Annotated in this window: 24 protein-coding genes; 8 read left to right on the forward strand and 16 right to left on the reverse strand. The window is 67.2% G+C overall.

Annotated features, from left to right (window positions below; all coding sequences use genetic code 11):
* Positions 1–117: 117 nt before the first annotated feature.
* Both ACIA8C_RS24410 and ACIA8C_RS24415 read left to right on the forward strand, forming a co-directional pair.
* On the forward strand, positions 118–792 hold the full coding sequence (locus ACIA8C_RS24410; RefSeq protein ID WP_397138407.1) for an L-2-amino-thiazoline-4-carboxylic acid hydrolase: 675 nt from the start codon (positions 118–120) through the stop codon (positions 790–792).
* Between the two features lie 232 nt (positions 793–1024).
* Positions 1025–1489 carry a hypothetical protein gene (locus ACIA8C_RS24415; RefSeq protein WP_397138409.1) on the forward strand — a complete coding sequence of 155 codons (465 nt, stop codon included), beginning with the start codon at positions 1025–1027 and terminating at the stop codon, positions 1487–1489.
* A 76-nt stretch (positions 1490–1565) separates the two neighbouring features.
* Here ACIA8C_RS24415 and ACIA8C_RS24420 read toward each other — a convergent pair whose 3' ends face one another.
* Entirely contained in the window at positions 1566–2060 is a 495-nt protein-coding gene (locus ACIA8C_RS24420) for a MarR family winged helix-turn-helix transcriptional regulator (protein ID WP_397138411.1), read from the reverse strand.
* A 114-nt stretch (positions 2061–2174) separates the two neighbouring features.
* Here ACIA8C_RS24420 and ACIA8C_RS24425 point away from each other — a divergent pair, with 114 nt between their 5' ends.
* Complete coding sequence (locus ACIA8C_RS24425; protein WP_397138917.1) at positions 2175–2816, forward strand: NAD(P)-dependent oxidoreductase; 642 nt, start codon at positions 2175–2177, stop codon at positions 2814–2816.
* Between the two features lie 12 nt (positions 2817–2828).
* Here the strand turns inward: ACIA8C_RS24425 and ACIA8C_RS24430 are convergent, their stop codons facing one another.
* From ACIA8C_RS24430 to ACIA8C_RS24440, 3 genes are all read right to left on the reverse strand, one after another.
* On the reverse strand, positions 2829–3737 hold the full coding sequence (locus ACIA8C_RS24430) for an amidohydrolase family protein (protein WP_397138412.1): 909 nt from the start codon (positions 3735–3737) through the stop codon (positions 2829–2831).
* Entirely contained in the window at positions 3730–4770 is a 1041-nt protein-coding gene (locus ACIA8C_RS24435) for a nucleoside hydrolase (protein ID WP_397138413.1), read from the reverse strand. The genes ACIA8C_RS24430 and ACIA8C_RS24435 overlap by 8 nt, the downstream gene beginning before the upstream one ends.
* An 81-nt stretch (positions 4771–4851) precedes the next feature.
* Positions 4852–6198, reverse strand: a complete 1347-nt coding sequence (locus ACIA8C_RS24440; protein ID WP_397138415.1) for a CoA transferase — start codon at positions 6196–6198, stop codon at positions 4852–4854.
* Between the two features lie 40 nt (positions 6199–6238).
* On the opposite strand from ACIA8C_RS24440, the gene ACIA8C_RS24445 reads away from it, so the two are divergent.
* A complete protein-coding gene (locus ACIA8C_RS24445; RefSeq protein ID WP_397138417.1) occupies positions 6239–7012 on the forward strand; it encodes a thioesterase II family protein in 774 nt (257 codons plus the stop codon).
* 34 nt (positions 7013–7046) lie between these two features.
* Here ACIA8C_RS24445 and ACIA8C_RS24450 read toward each other — a convergent pair whose 3' ends face one another.
* The 7 genes from ACIA8C_RS24450 to ACIA8C_RS24480 form a co-directional block, all read right to left on the reverse strand.
* Positions 7047–7436 carry a DUF2784 domain-containing protein gene (locus tag ACIA8C_RS24450; RefSeq protein ID WP_397138419.1) on the reverse strand — a complete coding sequence of 130 codons (390 nt, stop codon included), beginning with the start codon at positions 7434–7436 and terminating at the stop codon, positions 7047–7049.
* 16 nt (positions 7437–7452) lie between these two features.
* A complete protein-coding gene (locus ACIA8C_RS24455; RefSeq protein ID WP_397138421.1) occupies positions 7453–8232 on the reverse strand; it encodes an O-methyltransferase in 780 nt (259 codons plus the stop codon).
* 54 nt (positions 8233–8286) lie between these two features.
* Positions 8287–9717: an SDR family NAD(P)-dependent oxidoreductase gene (locus ACIA8C_RS24460; protein WP_397138423.1), complete on the reverse strand. Its 1431-nt coding sequence runs from the start codon at positions 9715–9717 to the stop codon at positions 8287–8289.
* A gap of 95 nt (positions 9718–9812) precedes the next feature.
* On the reverse strand, positions 9813–10604 hold the full coding sequence (locus tag ACIA8C_RS24465) for a hypothetical protein (protein WP_397138425.1): 792 nt from the start codon (positions 10602–10604) through the stop codon (positions 9813–9815).
* A 45-nt stretch (positions 10605–10649) separates the two neighbouring features.
* Positions 10650–12173: a hypothetical protein gene (locus tag ACIA8C_RS24470; RefSeq protein ID WP_397138427.1), complete on the reverse strand. Its 1524-nt coding sequence runs from the start codon at positions 12171–12173 to the stop codon at positions 10650–10652.
* The gene (locus ACIA8C_RS24475; protein WP_397138429.1) at positions 12170–12385 is read right to left on the reverse strand and encodes a hypothetical protein; all 216 of its coding nucleotides are present in this window, start codon (positions 12383–12385) and stop codon (positions 12170–12172) included. Before ACIA8C_RS24475 ends, ACIA8C_RS24470 begins: the two co-directional genes overlap by 4 nt.
* 35 nt (positions 12386–12420) lie before the next feature.
* The gene (locus ACIA8C_RS24480) at positions 12421–13350 is read right to left on the reverse strand and encodes an alpha/beta fold hydrolase (RefSeq protein ID WP_397138431.1); all 930 of its coding nucleotides are present in this window, start codon (positions 13348–13350) and stop codon (positions 12421–12423) included.
* 305 nt (positions 13351–13655) lie between these two features.
* Between ACIA8C_RS24480 and ACIA8C_RS24485 the strand changes: the two genes are divergently transcribed.
* The 3 genes from ACIA8C_RS24485 (at position 13656) to ACIA8C_RS24495 (ending at position 16345) form a co-directional block, all read left to right on the forward strand.
* Complete coding sequence (locus ACIA8C_RS24485; protein ID WP_397138433.1) at positions 13656–14345, forward strand: TetR/AcrR family transcriptional regulator; 690 nt, start codon at positions 13656–13658, stop codon at positions 14343–14345.
* Between the two features lie 193 nt (positions 14346–14538).
* A complete protein-coding gene (locus tag ACIA8C_RS24490; RefSeq protein WP_397138435.1) occupies positions 14539–15684 on the forward strand; it encodes an acyl-CoA dehydrogenase family protein in 1146 nt (381 codons plus the stop codon).
* Positions 15668–16345, forward strand: coding sequence for a TetR/AcrR family transcriptional regulator (locus ACIA8C_RS24495; RefSeq protein ID WP_397138437.1), 678 nt, complete (start codon positions 15668–15670; stop codon positions 16343–16345). Before ACIA8C_RS24490 ends, ACIA8C_RS24495 begins: the two co-directional genes overlap by 17 nt.
* A gap of 21 nt (positions 16346–16366) precedes the next feature.
* Here ACIA8C_RS24495 and ACIA8C_RS24500 read toward each other — a convergent pair whose 3' ends face one another.
* Positions 16367–16720, reverse strand: a complete 354-nt coding sequence (locus tag ACIA8C_RS24500) for a hypothetical protein (RefSeq protein ID WP_397138439.1) — start codon at positions 16718–16720, stop codon at positions 16367–16369.
* A 231-nt stretch (positions 16721–16951) separates the two neighbouring features.
* On the opposite strand from ACIA8C_RS24500, the gene ACIA8C_RS24505 reads away from it, so the two are divergent.
* Positions 16952–17713 (forward strand): DUF4190 domain-containing protein, encoded by a 762-nt coding sequence (locus tag ACIA8C_RS24505; protein WP_397138441.1) that lies wholly within the window; start codon positions 16952–16954, stop codon positions 17711–17713.
* 9 nt (positions 17714–17722) lie between these two features.
* On the opposite strand, the gene ligD is transcribed toward ACIA8C_RS24505, so the two are convergent.
* The 4 genes from ligD to ACIA8C_RS24525 all read right to left on the reverse strand — a co-directional run bounded on the left by ligD (position 17723) and on the right by ACIA8C_RS24525 (position 21636).
* Positions 17723–18724, reverse strand: a complete 1002-nt coding sequence (gene ligD, locus ACIA8C_RS24510) for a non-homologous end-joining DNA ligase (RefSeq protein WP_397138443.1) — start codon at positions 18722–18724, stop codon at positions 17723–17725.
* Positions 18721–19800, reverse strand: coding sequence for an ATP-dependent DNA ligase (locus tag ACIA8C_RS24515; RefSeq protein WP_397138445.1), 1080 nt, complete (start codon positions 19798–19800; stop codon positions 18721–18723). Before ACIA8C_RS24515 ends, ligD begins: the two co-directional genes overlap by 4 nt.
* Positions 19801–20096: 296 nt before the next feature.
* A complete protein-coding gene (locus ACIA8C_RS24520) occupies positions 20097–20501 on the reverse strand; it encodes a cold-shock protein (protein WP_397138447.1) in 405 nt (134 codons plus the stop codon).
* A 34-nt stretch (positions 20502–20535) separates the two neighbouring features.
* The gene (locus ACIA8C_RS24525; RefSeq protein ID WP_397138449.1) at positions 20536–21636 is read right to left on the reverse strand and encodes an SPFH domain-containing protein; all 1101 of its coding nucleotides are present in this window, start codon (positions 21634–21636) and stop codon (positions 20536–20538) included.
* Between the last annotated feature and the right edge of the window lie 12 nt (positions 21637–21648).

The raw sequence follows: 21648 nt of genomic DNA on the forward strand, positions 1-21648 counted from the left end.
CAGCGCCAGGTAGGTCGGTGGAGCGCGTTGGCGTGCTCGTCGGTGGCGGGCACGGCCGACTCTTCGCTGTGTGGTTGTGCTGTGTTCGAGACCGGCGATGTCTCGAAAGGACGCAGTATGAACACCGACCGTTTCGGTCTTGCCGGAGACGATTACGTGCCCGATGTGGCGGGCGACTCGACGGCGATCGTCGAGGCCTTCTTCGACCATCTCGCGGGGAGTCTGCGGGACGCGGACCTGCCCGATGATCTGTTCAGCGGTATGCGTGCATCGCTCGCCGCGCTGGCCGCCGCTGATGCGGAGCGTTGCGTGGACGAGCCCGCGCGCTACAACCTGGAAATGACGCTCGCCTTGGTGGTCGCCTACCGGGCGTTGCGACCTCGGCTCGGGCGGGAGGTCACCATCGCCGCGCTGCGGGCGGCTTTCGTCGAACCCCTGGGGGAGGCTGTTCGGGCCGGCACGAGGGCGATGCTCGATGCCGCAGCGGATCCGTTCGCCGCGCTGGTCGCGGTGTCGAAGACCCGCGAGAAGTACGCCTTCGGCGCCGGATTCGGCTTCGCGCGCACCGTGGACAGTGCCGACAGCTACCACCTCGATATCGTGCGCTGCTTCTATCATGAAGTGCTGGTTGCGCATTCGGCGGCCGAGCTGACGCCGGTGATGTGTGAGTTCGACGCGAACTGGATCGGCGCCATCGATCCGGCGAAGCACGGGTTCCGGTTCGATCGGGCTACCACGATCGGACTCGGCGGGACGCACTGTCCGTTCCATTGGGATCGCACCGAGAGCTGATCGGTCGCTGACCTGTCGAGGCGGTGGCCTGCCCACCGCCTCGGTAGGTCCATCTACCTGCGTAGACATCGCGTCCGATGGATATTTGCGGAAGATCTGCTAGTTGTCGAGCCATATTGACGAGTAGTAGATTGGAAGGTTCCTCAGCTGGCGATGACGCGGCGACGAGGACTCGCCAGCCGACGTGATGCGGGGGGATCCGGCCCTCCGCAGGGCGAAGGAGGTGCCTGCGATGTCCGATGAAGCGATCGCCCGACCGTCCGAACCGGGAATGGTTCGGCCGCAGTGGATTTCCGGGCCGGAACCGCCTCCGCCGCAGTGGAATTCGTTCACCCCGCTGCCCGTTTTGGTGACCGTCGGAGACATCGGGTGCACGGCGACCCAGGTCATGACGCCCTCTGGGCAGCATCCGCTGGCCGGTACCACATGGATTGTCACCAACCAGACCAGCGTCAACCAGCGCATCCCGTCGTACGCGATCGTGCTCGCGGTGCTCCTGATGGTCTTCTGCCTGCTCGGCCTGTTGTTCCTGGCCGTCAAGGAGGACAAGATCCAGGGCTTCGTGCAGGTCAGCGTGCAGGGGCCCGGCTTCTACTACGCGACCCAGGTCAAGATCGCCGACCGCGCGCAGGTGTTCGACACCGAGCAGCGCGTCAACTACATCCGCGGCCTGGTCGCCGCACTGCCCGCCGCCTGAGCGGACCGTCCGCGCACCGATCGGCCCGGCGCGCGCCGCACAGCTAACGATTTCCTGCGCCTCGCGCGGCGGCGGATCAGGTTGCGTCGCCCAGGGATTCGAGCAACGTACGCAACGTGTCGGCCAGTGCGGCGCGCTGTTTCGGGGTGAGTGGACTGAGCAGGCGTTCCTCGGTGGCGACATGATCGGGTAGTGCGGCATCGATGAGCTGATGCCCGGCGTCGGTGAGGGCGACGTGGATGCCGCGACCATCGGATTCGCTGCGGGACCGGCGCACCAGGCCGCGTTCTTCGAGGCGATCCAGGCGCTGGGTGATCGCGCCGGAGGTGACCATCGCCGAACGCATCAGCTCGGTGGGGGTCAGGCTGTGCGGCGGTTCGCTGCGCCGCAGCGTGGCCAGCACGTCGAAGGACGCGGCGTCGAGGCCGTGCGCGGCGAAGGTCTTGCGCAGTTCGGCGCCGCTGAGTTGCGTCAGTCTGGACAGCCGCCCGAGCACGGCCATGGGGGAGACGTCCAGGTCGGGGCGCTGGTCCTGCCATTGCGCGAGAACGTGGTCGACGTGATCGGTCACCCCCGCACTCTAGCGAATATCTCAACGGTGAGGTATCTCATTCGGGAATTACTCAGCGCTAAGGTAAGTTACTTAGAGCTAAGCGATCGAAAACAGCACGGAGGAGGACGAATCATGCGCATCACGGTGTTCGGCGCGACAGGTCAGGTGGGCAGCCGGGTGGTGGCGGAGGCGTTATCGCGCGGCCATGAGGTCGTCGCCGCGCTGCGGAACCCGGCCGGTGCGGCCACCGTGCCGGCCGCGGCCGAGGTCAGGATCGGTGATGCGATGAATCTCGATGACGTCGTATCGTTAAGCGCCGGACAAGATCTCGTGATCACCGCGACCCGGCCCGCGACCGGTCAGGAACACGAACTGCCCGAGATGACGTCAGTCCTATTGAAAGTGCTGGCGCACAATGGTGTTCGCCTGTTGGCAGTCGGCGGTGCGTCGACGCTTCTGGTGCCGGGCACCGATGGCGTGACGCTGCACGAAACACCCGGCTTTCCCACGGAATTGCGATCGATCGCGCAGGCGTGCGCCGACCAGCTGGCACTGTACCGAGCCGAAACCGTGGCGGACTGGACCTATCTGAGCCCGCCTGCGTTGCTGGAACCAGGGGAGCGCACCGGCACCTACCAGACCGGCGTCGATGAACTGCTCGAAGGCCCGGACGGCGAATCGGCCATCTCGATGGAGGACTTCGCCGTCGCCCTGCTCGACGAGGCCGAGCGCCCCGCGCATCGCCGCGCCAGGTTCACCGTCGCGGCGGCGTGAATACCAGCAGGCCTACTCGATACCGAACAGATCCGCCGCATTGTGGTAGCAGACCTTGCGCAACCATTCGTCGCCGAGCTCGAGACGTTCCAGTGCGGAGACGGCGTGCCCGTAGGTGTACGGGATGTTCGGGAAGTCGCTGCCGAACAGGATGCGGTCACCGAGGAAACGCAACCTGTCGCGTTCCGCGTCGGGGAACGGATCGACTTCCTCGAAGAAGTCGGTGAACGTCATGGTGGTGTCGAATCGGATATCCGGGTATCGCTCGGCCAGGTCGAAGAATTCGGTGTACTCGGGTGCGCCCATGTGCGCGACGATCAACCGCAGGCGGGGAAAGCGCCGCAGCAGTGCGGCAATGGGCGCCGGACCGGTGAATTCGCCCGCTACGGGCCCGGATCCGCAGTGGATAACCACCGGAATGCCCGCGTCCTGAACCAGCCCCCAGGCGGGGTCGAGCAGCGGATCGCCGGGATCGAAGCCGCCGACCTGGATGTGCACCTTGAACAGCTGGGCGCCGCGCTGAATCGCGGCAGCCACATAGCTTCCGGCGTCCGGCTCGGGATAGAACGTGGCGGTGTGCAGGCAATCAGGTGTGCGCGCGGCGAATTCGGCGGTCCATTCGTTCAGCCACGCCGCCATCTCCGGCTTGTGCGGGTAGACGAGGGCGCTGAAGGCACGAACACCGAAGCCGCGCAACGTCTTCAACCTGACCTGCTCGTCCGCCCGGTACGCGATGGGCCAGGCGCGGGCGGTGAGCGGACCGGCCGAGTCGAAGTAGGCCCACACCTTCCGCATCACCGGCTCCGGCATGAAATGTGTGTGCACATCGATGATTCCGGGCAGTCCGAGCCGGTCGCGGAACTCGGTGAGATAGCCGTCGTCGTCCTTGTCGCCGAGCACGGCTTCTCCTGTCTCACACATTCGGCGGGTACACCGTCCGCGCGAAGTCGCCGATCCTGGTGATCAGCCGGTCGAAGAACAGCTGCTGATCGGTACCGATCACGATGTCCGCGTTGGGTTCTCGGCCCCACATGCCAGCCCAGTCGGCCACGGTCGTCGCGCGCGTCAAGGTTCCGGTCAGCTCGACGTCGACCGTCGCCGGACGCGTGACGGCCAGGGCCGGGTCGAGCGCCACCGCCGCCGCGAACGGATCGTGCATGTGCGCGAGGTAGCCGAGATCGTAGAGCCGGTGGAAGTCGAAGTAGAACCGCACCGCGTCGGTAGCATGCCGGACAATCGGATTGCTCGCCGCCGACCTGGCCTCGGGCGGATCGGTCTCCGAAACCGTCTCCACCGGAACGCTGCCCGCGCGTTCGGCCAGCAGCGACAGGTGCTTCGGCCGCATCTCGATGGTCTCGGTGATGTCGAGCGCGCAGACGATCGGCCTGCGATCCGGCGGCGCGGCGGAGAAGGCATCGAAGACCTCCTTGGCGGCCTCCGGATCCACGTGCACGTTCCACTCATTGGTGGGTGTGGTGTTGCCGGGATGATTGAACGCGCCGCCCATGATCACCAGCCTGCGCAACAGCGTCGGCAGCGCGGGCTCGAGCCGGACGGCCAGCGCCAGATTGGTCAGCGGACCGGTACACAATCCGACGATCTCGCCGGGATGCGCGCGCACCAGATCGACCCACAGCTGCGCGGCCGACCGCGGCGAAAGGACGCGCGCCGAGAGCGGCAGCTCGGCATACCCGACCCCCTGCGGCCCATGTGTGTCCTCGGTGGTGCGCAACGGAATAGCCAGCGGCTCGGCGGCGCCGAGCGCGACCTCGATCTCCGGCGCCCCGCACACCTCGAGCCAGGCGAGGTTATTCGCCGCCACCTGCGGCGCGGGCACATTCCCGGCCGTCGACGCGATCCCGACGATCTCCGCCTCCGGCGACGCCAGCAGGTAGAGCAGCGCAAGAGAATCGTCGACCCCGGTATCGACATCCATCATGATCTTCTGCCGCACCCAACGAGACTAACCGCCGGTCTCGCATCGGTTCCGCGCGCACCGTTCGCCAGGCCCGCGGCTCACCTGTGTGCGCGGCGATCAATGGGTCTTCAAAGGCCAGGCGGGGCGATCACCGCCGTAGGTGGGAGCGGGCCAGGTGTAGGCGGGGTATTCGGCGATGGCGGGGGTGGCGGTGATGACGTCGCCGTGCGACATGACCTCGGTGGGATCGGGCAGGGCGGCGGGTGGGTGACGGGGGGTGCGGTCAGGGGCGGCCAGGAGCCAGGAGGCGGTGCGCGCCAAGGAGACTCGCACGTCACGGCCGATGCCGTCGGACGCGCGAGCGGCCAGCGCATCGATAACGCCCGCGGCGAGCAGGTAACCGGAGGCATGGTCGAGCGCTTGCGCGGGCAGCGCGCTCGGCACCGACGGCGCGCCCTCGGCGATCGAAATCCCCGACGCCGCTTGCACAATGCTGTCGAAACCACGCCGCTCGGCCCACGGTCCGGCCTCGCCCCAAGCGCTCACCCGGCCGTGCACCATCCCGGGCCGCATCGCGGCGGTGAGACCCGCGCGTTCCAGCGAACCCGGCCGATACCCGGTAACCAGCACATCGGCCGAAGCCAGCAGATCCCGGACCAGCGGCAGTTGCGCCCACAGATCCACCAGCGTCGACCGCTTGCCCTGCCCGGTATCCGCGTACTGCCAAGAGATTTCCGGCAGGTGTGGCGGATCCACCCGCAGCACATCGGCGCCGAGCAACGCCAGCGTCCGCGTCGCCACCGGCCCGGCTATCACCCGCGTCAAATCGAGCACCCGCAACCCACGCAACGGCTGAAATGGCGCGGCACCGACCGGCAATCCGGGCTCCCCGCGATCGGCCCGCCGGTCGATCGCGACCAACGGCCCCATCGTGGCGGCCCACCCCTCGGCGCTCGCCAGCCACTCCTGCTCGGTCCGCACCCGCACCGCGATCGCCCCGTGCGCGGCGGCATGATCCTCGATGTCGGCCGCGCGGCTCATCGCCATGTGCGCGACAACGAGATCGAACGGTGCGTCCAGTGGCAACCCGAGCGCGGTGAGCAGCCGATCACGGTGGTGCGGATAGTTGGCGTGCGTGCGCACCCACCCGTCGAAGGTGGGGAAGAATCCGGAGAGGTCGCCGAACATCGTCGCGGGGCGACCGCCGATGCTGAGTAACCGTTCACTACAGAACGCGGCGGTGATGCGCGCGGGGTCGATGCGGTGCGCGACCGGGTCGAGTCCGCGGACACCGCGGATCCGGTTGGCGGCGGCGATCAGCGCGGCGACCGATCCGGCCGACAGTGACCAGACCGGCAGTGTCGCAGCCAGATTGCTGACAGGATCGGGTGCGGGCGTAATGGCAGAGGGGGTGACACCGATTCCGGCTTCGTAGTCGTGGACCAGCCGTGTATGCGCGTTCACGCGAAAGAGCGTAATAGTTCCGTCTGAGGAGGAGTTATACATGGGCAGATCCATCGAGTCCGGTGACTGGCTGCGGAGCCTGCGTTCCGACGCGACTCCCCGGCACCACCTGCTGTGTTTCCCGCCGGGCGGCGGTCCCGCGACGGCCTATCGCGATTTGGCGAAACAGTTCGGTGCGGGCATCGCGGTGTCCTCGGTGCAGTATCCGGGACGGCAGGATCGGCTCGGCGAGGCGCCGATCACCGAACTGGATACGCTCGCCGAGCGGATTGCCGAGGAAGTGCTGAAGCTCGGAATCATTGATGGGCTAGCGCTATTCGGTCATAGCATGGGCGCAACACTGGCGTTCGAGACCGCGCGTCGGCTGGAGCGCAAGGGGCAATCGTTGACGGCATTGTTCGTCTCCGGCCGTCCCGCACCGACTTTCGTGGAGACGCAGCGCGTCCATGCCGGCTCCGACGGCGACCTGATCGCCGAGCTGGAGCGGTTGGCCGCCGACCCCGCGCCGATCCAAATGCTGCGCGACGAGCCAAGTCTCGCGGAACTGGTGCTACCCGCCGTGCGCGCCGACTACCAGGCCGTCGAGACCTATCGGTACACCAAGGGCGCCCCGCTGACCGCCGACATCGTCGCGCTCGTCAGCACCGAAGACCCGACGATGACCCCGGACCAAGCCGACGAATGGCGCGAGTTCACCACCGGAACCTTCGACCGCGCGACCTTCCCCGGCGGTCACTTCTATCTGGACGAGCGTCCCGCCGAGGTGGCGAAGGTCGTCGCCGAGCAGCTCGCGCGCAATCTGTCGGATATCTGAAAGCGTCTGTCGGCCAATCTATTTCGACATGTAACTAGTGGGATGCGGAAAGGTGGGTAGTCGACCCGGCTGCCCGCCGCCGCAGCCACCCATAGCCCACCCACGACACCGCGACACACACCGCGACGAGCACCCGAACCAGCCCGAGCGCGTTCTCCGGATAGAGCACGCCGGTGATGTAGTGGTCGATGAACCCGCTCGACGGCAGTCCGGCCTCGCCGGCTCGATGCCGCGCCCAATTCTCCAAATACGTCAGCGGACAATCCAACCCGAACAGCACCGTGCTGAATCCCCAGCCGAACGCGATCAGGTGCAGCCAGATGCTGCGCGGCCAGCGCCACGCGAGGAACCCGCCGACGACCACGTACGCGACGAACACGAAATGCGCCGCGGCGGTGGCGTCGGCCAGCAGCCGATACAGCATCTCACCAGCGTAACCGTCAGCCGAGGTATTCGGATTCGAGCACGAGATCGGCGACCAGGGATTGGTATTCGAGGTGCGTCTTGTGCTCCGTGGTGCGCCAGCGCGTCCCTTCGTGCTCGCGCATATACCGGCGGTACCCGGGAGCTCCCGGAATTCTGACGTTGTCGGCGACCACGATCGTCCCCGGATGCAGCCAGCTCGCGGCCAGCATCGACTTCAGATCCGGCAGATACGCGGTCTTCAGATGGTCGATGAACACGAAATCCAGTGCGCCGGGCCCGAAGTCGTGCTCGATGGCGAGGTGCCGCATGGTCGCGCCGCCGTCGCCGATCTTGCCGATCACCACGCTGATCCGATCGGCAAGGCCCGCGTGCTCGATCACCGCTCGCGCGATCTCGGCGTTGTCGGGGCTCGCCTCGACCGACACCAGTCGCGCCTTCGACGGCATCATCCGGCCGGTGCGCACCGCGCTGTACCCGCAGTAGGCGCCCAGTTCGAGCAGCAGCGTCGGCTCGGCCCGCTTGATGGCGCTGTCCAGGATCAGGCCCTTTTCGTCGCCGATGTTCATCAGCAGACTGCGATTACGGGCGAAATCGTCGATCGCGGCGAGCACACTGTCCGGATCGCCCGCCGTGGCCGTGGCTCGAACGTGGTCGAGCAGGGCGCGCTCGCGACCGTCACCCACCTGCCCCGTGCGCAGGACGTTGCCCATGCCGAGCCCCATCCGGATAGTCGACCAGCGCAGGAACGGCAGCCGATCGCGCACCCTCGCGCCGAGCCCGGTCTGATTCACCATGTAACCCCTTAAGCAGGTCGGATTGCGGCCGATTCTGCCCGGGGTGCCGTCGGATTACCAGGGCGAAGGCCGGTAATCCTTCAGGAAGCAGCCGTACAGGTCGGTGCCGTGCTCACCCTGCACGATCGGGTCGTAGACGCGGGCCGCGCCATCGACCAGGTCCAGCGGCGCGTGGAAGCCCTCCTCGGCGAGCCGGACCTTCGTGTAATGCGGCCGCTCGTCGGTGATCCAGCCGGTGTCAACGGCGGTCATCAAAATGCCGTCGGCTTCGAGCATTTCGCCGGCGCTGGTGCGGGTCAGCATGTTCAGCGCGGCCTTGGCCATGTTGGTGTGCGGGTGCCCCGGTCCCTTGTAGGCGCGAGCGAACTGGCCCTCCATCGCCGACACGTTGACGATGTATTTGCGGCGCGCCGCGGCGGCGGCCATGGCCGGGCGGAGCCGCGATACCAGAATGAACGGCGCGACCGAATTGCACAGCTGCACCTCGAGCAGCTCGGTCGGGTCGACCTCGGCGACGGTCTGCACCCAGCTGTTGGTGTGCGCCAGGTCCGGCACCAGGCCACCGGCATCGATCGCCACGCCACGCGAAATGCGTTCGGGGGTGGCCGATCCCGCGACGAGTGCGAGCTCGGCGACGTCGGCCGCGGTCAGCGTCGGGGTGAGCGAGGCGGTGAGCGCGGTGGGGTGTGCCTGCATCGTCTTACCGAAGGTCACCACATCGGGCAGCGCACCGGCGGGCAGCGCACCGGACTCGGCGTCGACCAGCGCGCTGTACGCACCGGGGGAGCGGCGGACCGTCTGCGCCGCGTTATTGATCAGGACGTCGAGCGGACCCTGCGCCGCGACGTCGTCCGCGAGGGCGACCACCTGCGCCGGATCACGCAGGTCGATGCCGACGACCCGCAGCCGGTGCAGCCACTGCGCGCTGTCGTCCATGGCGGCGAACCGGCGGATGGCGTCGTTCGGGAAGCGGGTGGTGATGGTGGTGTGCGCGCCGTCGCGCAGCAGCCGCAGCGCAATGTACATACCGATCTTGGCGCGCCCGCCGGTCAGCAGCGCGCGACGGCCGGTCAGATCGGTACGGGCGTCCCGCTTGGTGTGGCTGCTCGCGGCACATTCGGGGCACAGCTGGTGATAGAAGGCGTCGACCTGCGTGTACGGCTGCTTGCAGATGTAACAGGGACGCGCCCGGATCAGCGTGCCCGCGGTGGCGCCGCGCGCGTTCGAGGCGAGCGGGATGCCCGCGGTCTCGTCATCGATCCGCTGCGGCGAGCCGGTGGCCGTCGCGGCGATGACCTCGCGGTCGGCATCGGCCACCGCCGTCCTGGCCTCGATCCGGCGCCGCTGCTTGAGCTTCTTGAACATGTGGCCGACCGCGCGCTGCACCGCCACCGAGTCGGGATGCTCTTTCTCCAGCTGTCCGGCCTGGTCCAGTACCCGCAGACAGGTCGCGAGCTCGTCCGGATCGATCATGCTTTCGGCCATCGGTGGTACAGGCATCCTTCGGTGAGCTGGGAAATCGACCCGACCATTGTCGCAAACTCCGCGACCAGGTTGCCGCCCGGTTGCCTCTCGATGGCCTACGCGCGAAGCAGCGCCATCGTGGTGGCCGCGGTTCGCTTCAGCAATTCGACGACCTCCGGCACCTTGATATCGGTGGTCGTGACCACCGACGGCGGGCGTAACCAGCTGATATCGAAGGTGGTCCAGCCGTCGCGAACGGCCAGGGTGACGCCCGTGTTCGGCGCGTGCTCGGTCTGCTTGCGGACCAGGTACGCCTCGTCGCCGAGGCCGCCGATCTTGGTGACGTCGTCGTGCGCGGCGAGGTCGGCCTGCGTCCAGGTCTCGAACCGCGCGGTGAACTCGGGACCGGGATCGGCCCGCTTGTGCACCAAGGCGTTCACCATCAGCGTGGTGTCGTCGGCCCGGTCCCTTGATCCCGGCGACGCGAGACGGATGGTGCACGTCATCGCGTCGATCGCGGGGTGCAGGCGGGTTTGGTGCAGCGGATACTTCAGCGTCGCCGAACTCGACGGCGCCAAGATGAATCCGGCGTGCGTGTAGGGCGCGGTGTCGGTGATCGCGCAGAGATTGTCGACATAGTGGTAGCCCCGCAGGTCGGGCACCGGATCGGCGGGCCGACTGTCGGACACGCCGAGCACGCCGACCACCACCAACGTCGAGACGCCGACCACGGCGCCGAGTATCCACCATCGCCCCCGATGACCGCCCGGCTGCCGCCACCGGCCGAGCGGCTGCGGCGGCACCGGGCCGTCCGGGTACGGCCGCATCGCCCCGATCGGCGTCAACGGCTCGTGCAGCCATCCGGCGTTGCTGAGGCTAGGACGCCGCTGACCAGCCGGTCCCATCATGGGGCGAAAGTATCACTTCACCGGCGGCGCCGCCGGTCGTTCGCGTCAGGCCGGATCCGTGCGCAGGCTGTCGGCGACGGCGGTCCGCCCGCAGTGCTGCGCGCGGTCGGCCAGCCGAATGCGTAGCGCGGCGGGGATTTCCGCGTGCACTTCGATCAAGCCCTGCCACACCACCGCTGGCGTGTCCGGCGTCAGCGCGGCGAGGAACTCGTCGAGATCGGCCATCCCGTCGATGATCTCGAGCACTCGGGCCCGACCCTCGGCGTCCTGCGCGAGCGCGATATCGACGAGGGTGTCGATGTTGTCGCTGCGCGAAGCGACGAGCACGGCGGCCAGCATCTGGCCGGTGCTGAGATCGCCGATGCACGAGGCCAGGATCGGTGTCGCGGAGTCGGGCAGCGCGTCAACCAAAGGCAGTGCCTGCGACCAGAGTTCGTGTTCGGCGGTGGTGTTGATCACCGCGCGCAGCACGTCGGGATCCCGCATGATCGGCAGACCGGCCATCCGGCGACGATCGGTCTCGGTCATCGCCAGCGCGATCGGCAGCATGGCGCTCCACAGGCCCGCCGTATCCGCTTGGGCGACAAGGTCACCGAGCTCCTCGTCGGACTTGTCGGCCAGGCGCGCGGCGAGAATGGCGAGCTGCGACGGCTGCAGATGCACAACGAGCGGCAGCAGGTCGAGCCAAAAACCCTTGTTCAGCGCGGCATTCATGATCGAGGCGAGCACCGATTCCTCCTGTACCGCAGGCCTTTCGGCGAACGCGCGCAAGCTGTCCGCGTTCATCGCGGCGGTCACCGGGAGCAGCGAGTCCCAGGCGTCGAGCGTCCGGACCGCCTCGATCAGGCCGTCGAGCACCGCACCGCCGAGCCCGGCGGCGATATCGCCGAGCGCGGCCCGATTCTCCGGTCCGACACTGTCGAGCAGGTCGAGTCCCTCGGCCCACAGGTCTTGTTCGTGCGCGGCGCGGATGACCCCGGCGAGCCGATCGGTGACCAGACCCATCAGCCGGTCCAGCGCGGACTTGTCCTCCATCAAGAACCCGACGCGCAGCAGATCCGCGTCCCCGAGCGCGGGCGCCGCGGCCCGCATCGACTCCTCGGGAACCACGCCGACGAAACGGCTCATCGTCACGTGATCGTCCCGGCGCAGCAGCTCGCGGGCCACCTCGACGACCAGCCGTGGCGGTACCGCGGCGATGATGTCGGCGGTGCGGCGCGGGTCGAGCTGAATCGCGGTCTCGGCGAGGAATCGAGCGGGCAGCGCCTTGGCGATGTCCACCGCGCGGGCGGGTTCGACCGAACCCGCGACCGCCGCGCACAACACCGGACCGAACGCGCGCTCGGCTGCCTTGGCGCTGATCGCGGTCGGCACCAATTTAGTCGCCGCCGCAACGCGTTTCATGCGGGCGGCGTCGCCGTTGAACAGCAGATCGGTGGCCCGCTCACGGAATTCCCGAATAGCTTCCGGCGAAAGGCCGTTGAGGAAGTCGAGCGCCGCCGGATCGGAAATATCAAGCAGGCGGGCGAGTTTGGTCGTCTCGGCACGAGCCATCAGCTGCGCGCTCATAAGCCCAGCGCCCGCTTCACGGTCGGTCGCATGAGCCGGGGGATGAGCTGGAGCGAGGACTCGACCGCCGCGCGGAGGCGCTCGCCTCGCGCGGTGACGGCGTTGCGCAGCAGGCGGTCCAGTTCGGCGAGATCGGAGTCGGTGAGCCGGTCGAATTCGTCGGGCAGTGGTGCGCCAAGGGTGCGGATCAGCGGCTGGGCTGCGTCCGGCATGGGATCTCCGTATCGATGTCGAGTTATCAGGTAGGTCAGCTGCTGCGCGGGGTGATCGCGGCGTGGTCGGCCCGCATGTCGTCGACGAAATTGGCGATCGCCTCGGCGACCAGCAGCGGCTCGGTGACCGGCAGCCAGTGGTCGGCAGGCACGGCACAGCGCCACAGCCGGTCCACCCAGCGCGTCGAGGTGTCGTAGATGGAGGCGGGCACGAACGGGTCGGTGGTGTCGACGAGCAACTGCACCGGCACCGCGGTGCGCCGCACCCGTGGCCGCTGTAGGTGATGCAGCAGGTTGGCCTGTGCGATGCGGGCGCCCGCGAGCAGATCCGTGCGCCAGGTGCGCGCGATCCTGGCAGGCACCGGGGAAAGACCGCCGAGTCGTTCCACCAGCAGCGTGCGCACCCTCGGCGGATACAGCCTGCGAGCGACGGGCACCGGGCTCAGTGTCCAGCGCACCCCACTAAACCACCAGCCGAGATCGCCCGCGTGCAGCCGCGCGTGCGGCGCCATGGCCCGCAACCACAGACCGAGGTGATCGAGATTCGGGCCAGAAATGGCGGTGAACGAGGCGATTCGGGTGTTCGCCCGCGGATCGCAGACCGCCTCCCACAGCTGCACCGCGCCCCAGCCGTGCCCGCAGGTGTGCACCGGTCGCTTCGGGCTCGCCGCGTCGATCACCGCGAAGAAGTCGGCGGCGAGCCGGTCCAGGCGGAAGCCGGAAAGCAGTGGCGGAGTGGCCGATCGACCGTGGCCGCGCACGTCGTAGGTGATCACCCGGAATCCGTCGGTCAGCAGCGCGGCGACGGTGGCCCACACGCGGTGGGTGTCGGTGAGACCGTGCACCAGGACCAGGGGTGCGGCGGCGGGGTCGCCCCATTCGTAGACGGCGAGTTCGGTGCCGTCGGCGGTCACCGTCCACTCTCGATCCGGGCGGGGCGTATCGGTGTCGAGCTCGTTGGTCATTTTTTCTTGCCTCGTTCGGGTGCGGGCTGCCGGACGGTCATGCGGTGGTCGGCCGGGCACTGGACACTGGCGACTGCAGTGCAGCTCGCCGGAACGATCGGCCCGTACCGGTAGTACGTTTTCCGATACTGACAGTACGAAGAAAACTCCCGGAACGGGAGAGCTAACCGCAGAGTATGGCGTACCTCACGGCTACGCCTCGCTGACGCTCGGCTTCGCCGTAAGGTAAGACCGCTGTATTGATGGTTCGCTCGCCAGCTCGCTCACGCTAAATAACGTACCGCCGGTACGTGTATGCTGCGGTCGTGCCACGTCCCAGCGTCCATTCGACGACCTCCCGTGCGGAGATCGTCGATGCCGCGATCCGGGTGATCGACCGGGACGGGCCGCGGCCGAGCATGGACGACATCGCCCGCGAGGCGGGCATCACCAAGCCCCGCCTGTATCGTCAGTTCGCCGACAAGGCCGATCTCTACACTGAGATCGGCAACCGGATGGCCAAGGCCGCCGCGGCCGCCGCGGGCAACGATCTGACGCTCATGCTGCAACCGCCACGGACCGCGCTGCGACGGGTGCTCACCGGATACGCCGACAGTATTCTGCAGCATCCCAACGTTTTTCGCTTCCTGGGCCAGGCGCAGGTGACCCAGCAGTCCGACGGAACGGTGCTGCAGTTCGACCTCGGCCGCGCCGCCTCGGACCGCTTCGCCAGGCAGGCGCGCGACATCGCCGAATCCATTCCGATCGACACCGCGGGCATCGACTATCTGTCCCGCGCGGTGGTCGGCGTCGTCGTCTCCATCACCGACCTGTGGCTCGCCGATTCGACGCTGCCGCACCCGGATCGCACCGCCGAATTCATCGACCAGGCCACCGAATTCGTCTGGGGCCTGATCGACGGTTTCCTGCGCAGGCAGGGCATCTCGGCCGATCCGGAAACGCCGATCTTCACCTCGCTGGCCGCCGTCAACCAGGCGCAACAACCCGCGAGCTGACCGCAGCAGGCGCTGAGCAGGTGTCCCGCGTGCGCCGCTTGTTGACATGCTGCCAATAGTGCGAGAATCTGATGGCGATGACCGGCGTCGACGCCGGAGCGGCGCGAGCGGACCCTGACGGCGACAGCCTGCGTAACCACGGAGAACCCGGGAGCGCCGACATCAGGCACAGCTGCGAGCAAAGGATCCGATGATGGCACGCGCCGCATGGAGTGACGACGAGGTCGAGGCGGTACGCGACCTGGCGAAGGCGTTCTTCGAGAAGGAGGTCGTCCCGCACGAGGAGAAATTCGTCGCGCAGGGCCACCCCGATCGCGCGCTGTACCACCGTGCCGGCGAGCTCGGCCTGCTCTGCACCGCCATCCCCACTGAATTCGGCGGTGGCGGCGGCACTTTCGCGCACGAGGCGGCCATCATCGAGGAACAGTCCAGGGCGGGCGACGGCTCGATGGGCATGCCGGTGCACAGCTCGATCATCGCGCCCTACATAAAGGAGTTCGGTGCCGCGGAACTCAAGCAGCGCGTGCTGCCCAAGGCGGCCAGCGGCGAGATGGTGCTTTCGATCGGCATGACCGAACCGGGCACCGGCTCCGACCTGCAGAACATCAAGACCCGCGCGGTCCGCGAGGGCGACGAGTACGTCATCACCGGCTCGAAGATCTTCATCACCAACGGCTGGCTCTGCGACGGCATCATCATCGCCGCCAAAACCGACCCGACCAAGGGCGCGTCCGGCGTCTCGCTGATCTTCGCCGACGTCTCCGACGACACCCCCGGCTTCAAGCGCGGTCGCATCCTGAACAAGATCGGCGGCAAGGCCCAGGACACCGCCGAGCTGTTCTTCGACGGACTGCGAGTGCCCGCGTCGAACCTGCTCGGCGAGGCCGAGGGCCTCGGCTTCTATCAGATGATGCAGATGCTGGCCCACGAACGGCTGGTCACCGGCATTATCGCGGTCGCGATGATGGAAAAGGCCGTGCAGCTGACCATCGACTACACCAAGGGCCGCGAAGCCTTCGGCAAGCCGCTGTTCGCGATGCAGAACACCAAATTCGAGCTGGCCGAGTGCGCCACCATCGCGAAGGTCAGCCGTACCTTCCTGGACAACTGCATCGTCGAACACCTGCGCGGTGAGCTCGACATTCCTACCGCGGCGATGTCGAAGTACTGGCTCACCGACCAGCTGGGTATCGTGGTTGACCGCTGCCTGCAACTGTTCGGCGGCTACGGCTACATGACGGAGTATCCGATTTCGCAGCTTTACACCGGCGCCCGCGTCTTGCGCATCCTGGCGGGTAGCAACGAGGTGATGAAGGATCTCATTGCCCGGTCTCTCTGATACGACGAGTGAGACCGGCGCGCCGGACGCGCCCGCGCCGCCGGCTGATGCCGCGCAGCCACGCCGCCGTCGGCTGGAACCCGACGAGCGGCGGGCCGAGATCCTGGCGTGCGCGATCGACATGTTCGGCGAGCGCCCGTACGCGGCGGTCTCGACCGCCGAGCTGGCCCAGCGCGCCGGGGTGGCCCGCGGTCTGATCAACCACTACTTCGGCAACAAGCGCGACCTGTACCTCGTGGTGGTGCGCCGGATGGTCACCCTGCCCAGGCTCGACGAGATGATCGTGCCCACCGGCACCGAGCGCGAACGGGTCGATGCCAGTGTGCACTGGCTGCTGGATACCATCGCCGAGCACGGCAGCACCTGGGTGAAGGTGACCAGCCACGAGGGCGTCGGCAACGACCCCGAGGTGCAGCAGATCCTCGACCAGGCCGACGACGCGGCCGCCGAACGGCTGCTGCTGATGGTCGGTCTGGCCGATTCCGCGCGCAGTGCGGCATTGCGCGCGATGGTCCGCGCCTACGGTGGGCTGGTGAAAGTCGCGGGCCGGGAATGGATCACCCGCGGCACCCTGACCCGCCCGCAGGTGCACGAGCTGCTCGCCGACATGCTGATGACACTGGTCACCGAGTCGCTACCGAAGGTGGACCGCCGCCACTGAGCGCGCGGCGGTCCCCATTCGCTAGGTGAGCGCCTCGGGCGCGGTCTCGTCCGGTTCCATGCTGTAGCGCACCGGCCGCCGATTACCCGGCGCGTGACCGAGCCTGCCGTGCTTCAGCTCGATCACCTCCTCGCGCCGATGCTCGACCAGCAGGGCGCCGATGCCGAGAATCCAGAGCGCGGCCGTGACGATCGCGCCGGTCTGGGTCCAGTCGTTGAAGCCGTAACCCGCCGCGGTGAGCGTGCACGCCAGTGCGACGATGCCGAGCGCACACAGAATGAGGCCGGGGACGTTGTAATTGTCGCCGAGCAGATCGCCGGCCTGAGCGTGCCACGGCCGATTGTCCCGGCCGTCGGAGTTGGTGCTACCGAACATGGATCCTCCTGTGGAGTCAGCGCAAGATCAGTGACACGGAGCGCTTGCAAGGGCGAATGCCCGAGGCCGCACTTTTCGAACATCATGGACCCTCAGCGGGGAAAACGGCTTGTAATTGGACGTTTCAGATGATGTCGCGCCGTTAGGCCCCTATTGTGGGTCGGGATATCGGGGCGGGTCCGGGCAGTCCGAGGTTCCTGCACGGTTTGTTGGTGTGGAGAGGGACCTGGCATGGCACGGGCGGAACGCCGTGAAAGTGAACGTTGGCCTGCGGCAGGGCAGGACGACCGGTGGCCCGCGGCGGGCGAAGAGGAACAGTGGGCCGAGCCGGAGCCCGAGGAGCGGTGGCAGGAACCGGCGCCTGCGCGGCGCCGGACCGGTCGGTTGCGGGTGGAAATTCCACCCATTGTGAATCCGTACGCGATCGTCGCCCTGGTGGCCGCGCTGGTCGGTTTGTTCCCGGTGGCCATTGTTTTCGGCTTCATCGCGTTCTCGCATCCCCGTGGCCGGGTGATGGCGATGTTCGCGCTGCTGATCGGCGTCGCGGAGGTGACGGCGCTGGCCGGGGTCATCGTGGTGTCGGGAAATATGTTGCCGGACTCGCTGACTCGCGCGAACAAGCCCGCGGCGAGCGTCACGGCACCGACGACCGTGGAGCAGCTGCCGCAGCCGACGGTCACGGCCGCGCCGCCGGTGGCGACCACGACGGCCGGCCCGTCGACGGCGAATCAGAGCAACCTGAAAAAGGGCGCGTCCTGCACCGAGGGTCAGGTCGGTCAGATCGGCAGCGCCGCGGACGGCGGCACGCTGATCTGCCTCGGCGCGGGGAGCACCTATCAGTGGGCGGGCCCGTACACGGTGGCCACGGCGGTCCAGCAACCCGGGGCGAAATGTGATGGCACCACAGCGAAGACAGGCCGCACCGCGGATGGCCGCGCGCTGGTGTGCGAACCTGCGACTCGCAGCGGCACCTGGGTGCTATGGACCGACTAGCCGGGTCGGCTACTCCTCTTTCTTGGCACGGCTCGGCTGAACGCGCGGCGGCTCGTTCGGCATCTTCGGATATTGCGGCGGCCACGGCGCGTCCATGAGACCCGACGCCATATCGCGTTCCGACATTTCCAGCAGTGGCGCAATGGATTGCGGTGCGCGAGCGGCCCACGGGTCACCAAGCTCGGCCAGCCGGGCGGGCACGGTGGCGATGGTCAGCTCATCGGGGGCGACGTTGTCCAATTCCGACCAGGCGATCGGCGTCGACACCTGCGCGCCCACCTTCGGGCGCACACACCACGCCCCGAAAACCGTTTTGTGCGGTGCGTTTTGGTTGAAGTCGACGAACACGCGGTTGCCGCGTTCTTCCTTCCACCACTGCGCGGTGATCTCCGCCGGATGGCGGCGCTCCAGCTCACGTGCCAGCGCGACGGAGGCGGCGCGCACCTGGTAGCCATCCCAATTCGGTTCCAGCGCAACGTAGATGTGCAGGCCGCGGGAGCCGGAGGTCTTGATCCGCGACTCGATGCCCAACTCGACGAACAACTCTCGGGTGAGCACGGCGGCGTGCTTGAGGTCGTCGAACGTGATGCCGGGGGAGGGATCGAGGTCGATGCGCAGTTCGTCGGCGATCTTCAGGTTGTCCGCCCGGTTGGGCCACACGTGAAAACCCAAGCAGCCCTGGTTCACCGCCCACAGAATGTGCGCGAGATCGTGCGCGACGAGCGCGTCGGCGGTGGTGCCGTTCGGGGTGGACACCTCGACGGTGTGCAGCCAGTCCGGCGCCGATTTCGGCACTCGTTTCTGGAACCACGACTTACCGGAGGCGCCGTCGGGATAACGCTCCAGCAGTAGCGGCCTGCCGCCGACCACATTCAGGAACGGTTCGGCCACCGCCTGGTAGTAATGCACGAGGTCGAGTTTCGTGTCGCCGCGCTTGGTGAAATACACCTTGTCGGGATTGCTGATGGTGACGGTCCGGCCGTCGGTCTCGATTTCGACTGACGCGCTCACTGTGCCTCACTGAAGATCGCACTCAATTCCGCGGGCGGTGCCTCGTCGAGTTGAGCGTAGGTACACGATTCGGGGGTGCGGTCGGCGCGGAAACGGACCAGCCTGCCGCCGTGGCGCAGCCGCCCGGACTGCACGTGTTCGTAGCGGACCTCCGCGACCAGCTCGGTGCGCAGCGCCACCCAGGACAGGTCCTTGCCGCCGGTCCAGCGGCTCACCCCGCCGGGCATCTTGCCGTCGGCCTTGGCCTGCGCCGCGGCGTCGGCCCATTCCCGCCATGGATGGTTTTCCAGCGCGTTCTCGCGCAGCGGTGCCAGTTCGTCGACCAGTTCCTTGCGCCGGGCGGCGGTGAAGCTGCTCGCGACGCCGACATGGTGCAGGTGCCCTTCGTCGTCGAAGAGCCCGAGCAGCAGCGATCCGACGCCCGCGCCGTCTTTGTGCCAGCGGAATCCGGCGACCACGCAGTCGGCGGTGCGCTCGTGTTTGACCTTGAGCATCACCCGCTTGTCCTGCAGGTAGGCCAGGTCGTTGGCCTTGACCATGACCCCGTCGAACCCGGCGCCCTCGAACCGGGTGAACCAGTCCTCGGCGACCTCGGGATCCTGGGTGATCGGGGTCAGATGGACCCGCGCGAGCTCGGTGTCCAGGATGGTTTCCAGCAGTCGCCTGCGTTCGGCGAACGGTTTCTCGGTCAGATCCTGATCGCCGAGGGCGAGTAGATCGAAGGCGACGAAGCTGGCGGGCGTCTCCACGGCCAGCTTGTTGACCCGGGAGGCGGCCGGATGCAGCCGATTCTGCAGGGTGTCGAAGTCGAGGCCCTCGTCGGTGACCACCACGATCTCGCCGTCCACCACACACCGCTGCGGCAGCGCCTTCTTCAGTAGCTCGGCGACCTCGGGAAAGTACCTGGTCAGCGGGCGATCGTTGCGGGAGCCGAGTTCCACCTCGTCGCCATCGCGGAAGACAATGCAGCGGAAGCCGTCCCACTTGGGCTCATAACTCAGCCCGGCCTCGTGTGGCACCCCCGGCGCGGTTTTGGCCAGCATCGGTTTAACGGGTGGCATCACCGGTAGGTCCACGTGGTCCCGCCTCTCCGCGTATTCAGGCCAGACTCGCCTGCCACACCAGTAGCGTTGGCGTCCGGCGGCGAAAATGTCGCCGAACCAGCCCGTCCTCGGCGAGTTACCCATGTACTCGCGAGACCAGTTCTTACGTCGGGTGGCATCACCGGTAGGTCCACACGATCCTCCTCGGTTCGTCTGTCTCCCATACCGACGGAGTGACCACGCAGAACTCATCGGTACTTGCCGATGATCGTAAGCGCCGCCTCCGACAAGATCATCGAACTCGCGGATGGCGGCGGCACGAGTGCCTCTTATGCGTCCAGCCAGCCGTGTTGTTCGGCGAAGACGGTCAGCCGGTCGCGGATGGTGAGGATCTCACCCGCGGTGAGTGCCGGGCTCGCGTCGAGGAGCAGCTCGGTGATCAGTCGTTTGTGTTCGGCGGCGTTGAGCTGACCCGAGTTCGACCTGTGTTTGGTTTTGTGCGGCATCGGCGGCGGACTGGGCTGGCCACCGACCACGCTCAGATTGACCGCCTTCGGCCCACGATCACCCTCAGTCATGTCGAATTCGAAAACCCGCCCCTGCCGCAACTCGTCTTCATCCAGACCGATGTCGTTGACGTGCACGAATACGTCCGGCCCGCCGTCCTCCGGTCGAATGAACCCGAATCCCCGAGAGCTGTCGAACGACACCAATTTCCCGATGGACACCAACACCCGCTCCTCGTCGCGCCGTCGCTACCCGGCCACCTTAGCCCGCGTTATCGTCAGCGTTGGACGAAAGCGCCTTTTGCAATGAATTGAAAACGGTGAGTCCCTGACCGACCATTCCGTTGACGAGTTCGCTCACGCCGTCCGGGCCGTTCAGCACGGTCAGATTCGCGTTCGCCAGCCCGTTCGAGGCCTGCTTGACGATTTCCGGAAGTTGTTCGATCAACAACTGGTCCAACGCGATCCGGTTGTTGGACGCGGCCGCGGCGGCCTGAATCCTGGTGCGGTCGGCCTCGGCCTCGGCCAGGATGCGTACCCGTTCCGCCTCTGCCTGAGCGGGTTTCACCACTTCGGTCTGCAGCTGTTGCTCGCGCAGCTCCGCCGTTTTGCGCGCCTGCTCGGCCTGTGCGGTGAGCACCTCCTGTAGCGCCATCGCCTCGGCGAGCGGACCCGCCTGTGCCGCTTCGGCATTCGCCTTGTCGATGTCGCGCTGATACTGCGCGCGCAGGATCGCGGTCTCCCGCTGATACTCCGCCTGCCTGCGCAGCGACTCCTGCTCCGCCTGTGCGGACAGCTGCGCCGCTTGCGATTGCGCGATCTGCGCGTCGCGCTGGACGGTGGCATTGTGCGGCGCGGCGAGTGCCTGAATGTAGCCGAGGTTGCCGTCGTCGATCGACTGGATCTGGAAGGAATCCACCCAGAGTCCGATATTGCCCATCTCGACTTTCGACGCGACGAGTACTTCATCGGCGAGTTTCTGGCGTTCCCGGATGATCTCCTCGACCGTCATCGAACCGACGATCGAGCGCAGATGGCCGGAAAAAATACGGCCGGTGAGGACCGACATCTCCCTTTCCTGCTCGGACAGGAAGCGTTGCGCGGCATTCACGATCGAGGTGGTGTCGTTGGCGACCTTGAACGCGATCACCGCGCGGACCTCGAGCTGGATCGCCTGCTTGGTGACGCAGCGCTCCTTGATCTCGGCCTCGAACATGGCCAGCGAAAGGTAGCTGACCTTGCGGAACAGCGGCACCGCCCAGGTGCCGCGTCCGATCACCACCTTGAACGGCGCGTTGTCTTTGGTCTTGGCGCCGCTGATCAGCATCGCCTCGTCCGGGTCTGGTACGTGGTAGCCCAGCACGGTTGTCTCCCT

The organism is Nocardia sp. NPDC051321 (assembly GCF_044455225.1).
Lineage (GTDB): Bacteria > Actinomycetota > Actinomycetes > Mycobacteriales > Mycobacteriaceae > Nocardia.